Annotated in this window: 3 protein-coding genes and 1 pseudogene; 3 read left to right on the top strand and 1 reads right to left on the bottom strand. The window is 76.1% G+C overall.

Features of this window, described 5'->3' with window-relative positions; translation table 11 throughout:
* Positions 1-204 precede the first annotated feature (204 nt).
* Positions 205-1,008 (top strand): serine hydrolase domain-containing protein, encoded by an 804-nt coding sequence (locus tag ACFPBZ_RS29330; RefSeq protein WP_378039643.1) that lies wholly within the window; start codon positions 205-207, stop codon positions 1,006-1,008.
* Between the two features lie 51 nt (positions 1,009-1,059).
* Here the strand turns inward: ACFPBZ_RS29330 and ACFPBZ_RS29335 are convergent, their stop codons facing one another.
* Positions 1,060-1,791, bottom strand: coding sequence for a YaaA family protein (locus ACFPBZ_RS29335; protein WP_378039644.1), 732 nt, complete (start codon positions 1,789-1,791; stop codon positions 1,060-1,062).
* 38 nt (positions 1,792-1,829) lie between these two features.
* Between ACFPBZ_RS29335 and ACFPBZ_RS29340 the strand changes: the two genes are divergently transcribed.
* Positions 1,830-2,759, top strand: a complete 930-nt coding sequence (locus ACFPBZ_RS29340; RefSeq protein WP_378039645.1) for an aminoglycoside phosphotransferase family protein — start codon at positions 1,830-1,832, stop codon at positions 2,757-2,759.
* Positions 2,760-2,783: 24 nt separating this feature from the next.
* Positions 2,784-4,208 (top strand): annotated as a pseudogene (locus ACFPBZ_RS29345) (hypothetical protein); the annotation flags it as partial.

The following is a 4,208-nucleotide window of genomic DNA, read 5'->3' on the forward strand; positions in this document are numbered from 1 at the left end:
TCCTCGAGCACATCCGCAACGGCGACATCGACCCCTCCTTCGTCATCACCCACCGGATGCCGCTGGAGGACGCCCCGACGGGCTACAAGACCTTCCTGGAGAAGGCCGACGGGTGCGAGAAGGTCGTCCTCACCCCGTGAGGCCCTGCCACACGGATCGGGGCGGCCTCGTTCTCCCGGGCGTCGCCACCTAGTCTCGGCGCCCGTGGAGAGCCTGCGCGGGGTGGAGGACTGGCCCGTCGAGCACGCCGCGGTCGCCGTGGTCACCGCGGACGGCCCGACGACCCACGGCCCGACCGACACCCGGTTCCGCCTCGCCTCGGTGACCAAGCCCCTCGTCGCGGTGGCGGCGCTCCTCGCGGCCGAGGAGGAGGCGATCTCGCTCGACGAGCCGGCCGGGCCGGAGGGCTCGACGGTGCGCCACCTGCTCGCGCACACCTCCGGGCTCGCCTTCTCCGAGCACAAGGTGACCGCCGCCCCGGGCACACGGCGCCTCTACTCGTCCGCGGGCTTCGAGGTGCTGGCCGACCACATCGGCGAGCGCACCGGCATCGCCTTCGCCGACTACCTGCACGAGGCGGTGTGCGAGCCGCTCGGCATGGCGGCGACGACGCTCGAGGGCTCGGCCGGGCACGGGGCGGTCTCCACCGTCGACGACCTCGCCCGGCTCGCGGCCGAGCTGCTCACCCCGACCCTGCTCGCCCCCGAGACCCTCGCCGAGGCGACGTCGGTGCAGTTCCCGGGGCTGTCCGGGGTGCTGCCCGGCCTCGGCTACCAGAAGCCGAACGACTGGGGCCTGGGCTTCGAGCTGCGCGGCCACAAGTCGCCGCACTGGACGGGCGCGAACAGTTCACCGTCGACGTTCGGGCACTTCGGGCAGTCGGGCACGTTCCTGTGGGTCGACCCCGACGCCCGCGCGGCGTGCGTGGCGCTGACCGACCGCGACTTCGGCGACTGGGCCAAGGAGGCCTGGCCGGCCTTCACGGACGCGGTGCTCGCCGAGCTCTGAGTGTCAGCACTGCGGCCATGCTGACACTGGACGTCACAATCGGACGAGGTATCACCGCGGCACCACCAGCAGCAGCGACGTCTCGTCGGCCTGCTCCACCCGCAGCCCCGCGTCGGCCAGCACCGCCCGCACCCCGGCCGTGTCCCTCGGGCGGCGCCGCGTCGAGGCGAGCAGGCGCGCCGCCCGCCCCTTGAACGACTTGTTCGCATGGCTGACCGTGGTCCGCGACCCGTCGGCCGCCTCGGACACCACGTCCAGCGTCGTCGCCCCCGCCGCGGGCGCGAGGGCCATGTAGCCGCCGCTGCGCAGGTCGACCACGTGCTCGTCGAGCGAGTCCAGGACCGGGGAGAGCACCGGCCGCCACACCGTGCGCAGCCCGCCGCGCCCCGGCAGCGTCGAGCCCGACGACAGCCGGTAGGCCGGGATCGGGTCGGTGCCCATGACGAGCCCGAAGAGGGCCGAGCACACGGCGAGGCGGCGCCGTGCGCCCGGCGTCAGCGAGCCCGCGTCGAGCGCGTCGTAGAGGACGCCGGTGTAGCGGCGCAGCGCCGGCGTCGTCCGCGACTCCCGCAGCACCCGGTTGCGGGCGATCTCGTCGTCCTGCCGCTCGCTGACGCCGAGCGCCTCGCGGGCGGCGGGGAGGTCGGCGGCCAGGGCGACGAGGTCGTCGAGCAGGGCCTCCCGGGTGGGGGTCAGCGACGGGAACGACAGCGCGCCGAGGTCGAGCGGACCGCCACGGCCGCCGGTCGACTTCGTCTCCGACGGCGGCAGGACGACGAGCACGGGACGACCACCTCCTCGGGCATGATCCCCTGACGACGGTGGGAGGGGCGGCGATGGGTCCGGAGGCGCGGTTCGCCGCGGAGCTGGCCTGGGCCGACTCCCACGTCACGCGCACCGGCCCGCCGGAGGCGCGGGAGCGGCCGTGGGCCTCGGTGCTGCGGCTGCCGACCGCCGACGGCCCGGTGTGGCTGAAGGTCACCACCCCCGCGACCCGCCCCGAGGTCGGGCTCTACCGCCTCCTCACGACGACCGCGCCGGACGCGGTGCTCGTCCCGCTCGCCGCCGACGAGACCCGCGGCCTGCTCCTGCTGCCCGACGGGGGCCCGACCCTCGCCGGCCGCCCGCCGGAGACGCTGGCGCGCGACCTGGCGGAGGCGCTGGTCACCTACGCGCACCTGCAGCGGGCGATGGCCGTGCACCGCGACGAGATGGTCGCGGTCGGGCTGCCCGACGCCTCGCCCACGGCACTGGACGCCCGGTGCGACGAGGCCCTGGCCGTCACGGAGCTCGAGGACGCGGCGGCCTGCCGGGCCGCGGTGGACCGGTGGGCGCGCGAGCTCGCGTCGTCGCCGGGCGCCGACCTCGTCACGGTCGACCACCAGGACCTGCACCCGGAGAACGTTCTGGTCGCGGGCCCGCGGTTCTACGACTGGGGCGACGCGGTGGTGGCGCACCCCTTCGCGAGCCTGCTGGTCGCGCTCGGCGGCCTCGCCCGCACGCTCGGGGTCGGTCCCGACGACGAGGTGGTGCGGACCGTGCGCGACGCCTACCTCGACGTCTTCGCCGATCTCGCCCCGCACGCCGAGCTGGTGGCGACGAGCGTGACCGCCTGCCGCGCGGCGATCGTCGCGCGGGCCCTGGTGTGGGACCGGGCGATCGGCACCGCCGGGCCCGACCACCCGTTCGCCGACGCCGCCCGCGCCACCCTCGCGACCTTCGCCGACCCCTCGCCCTTCGCGGCGGTCTGACGGGCGGCCCGTACCCTCCGCCGGGTGGATTCGCAGGACAGGTGGCAGCCCTCGCGCGCCGGGATCCTGAACGTCTACCAGTACCAGGACGAGGTCCTGGAGTTCGCCGGCGGACGCCTGCTGCTGCGCGGCGTCAACGGCTCGGGCAAGTCGACGGCGATGAACATGCTGCTGCCGTTCCTGCTCGAGGCCGACGTCCGCAAGATCGACGCGGCGGGGGAGCAGCGCGGGGTCCTGCGCAGCTGGATGCTCTCGGACAACGACGACACCCAGCGCACCGGCTACCTGTGGATCGAGTTCGTGCGTCGCGGCGAGCACCGCACCGTCGGCTGCGGCATCCGGGCGAACCGGAGCACCGACCGCGTCACCACCTGGTGGTTCTCCACCGACCGGCGCGCGAAGATCGACTTCCGGCTCACCGAGGCCGACGTCCCGTTCTCCGCCGACGTGCTGCGCACCGAGCTCGGGGTGCACGGGCAGGTGTACTCGTCGACGGCGGAGTACCGCGCCGAGATCGCGCGGCGCTTCTTCGGCGGCACCGACCCCACGGCCTACTTCCGCCTGCTCCACCAGGTGCGCAACCCGCGCGTCGGCGACCGCATCGACACCGACCTGCCGCGCACCCTGCGCGAGGCGCTGCCGCCGGTGCCGGAGGACGCGGTGTCCGACGCCGCCCAGCCGCTCGAGGACCTCGAGGACCACCGCCGCAACGTCACCGACCTCGCCGCGACCGGGGAGGCCCTCGACGGCGTCGTCGAGACCTACACCGACTACGCCCGCCGGGTGCTGATGACGGCCGTCGAGGGCGCGGCGGCCGGGGTCGACGCGGCCCGCACCGCGGCGCATCGCCTCGACCGGGCCCGCGCCGCCGCGGACCGCACGGTCGCGGCCCGCGAGGAGGCGGCCCGCGCCGTCGGCGAGCTGACCGACGAGCACGCCCGCGCGGGCGCCGAGCGCCAGGGTCTCGTGAGCCTGCCGGAGTACTCCGCGCACGCCGACCTGGTGCGCCGCCGTGACGAGCTCGGGCGCGCCGAGACGGGCGCCGACACCCTCGGCGCGGTCCGCGAGCGCGCGCAGGCCCGCACGACGACGGCCGCCGCCGCGGCCGGGGCCGCCCGCGGGCAGCTGGAGTCCGACCTCGCCGGGGTCGCGGGCCACCTGCGGGAGGTGGCCGCGGCCGCCCGCACCGCCGCCGCGCCCGTCCGGCTGCCCGACCCGCCCGCCCTGGTCACCGAACCCCGGCACGACGAGGCCGGCGGCACCACCGTCGACGTCCCCGAGGTCGACGACGACCCCACCACCGATCTCGCGTCCGAGGTCACCGCGGTCGCCGACGATTTGCGTACCCACCGCGGCACCGTCCGCGACCTGCGGGAACGCGCCGCCGCCGCCGAGCGCGAGGCCACCGCGGCCGAGCGCGCCGACGCCGAGGCGGCCGACGCCCGCGAG

Origin of the sequence: Actinomycetospora atypica (assembly GCF_042653685.1) — a bacterium.
GTDB lineage: Bacteria > Actinomycetota > Actinomycetes > Mycobacteriales > Pseudonocardiaceae > Actinomycetospora > Actinomycetospora atypica.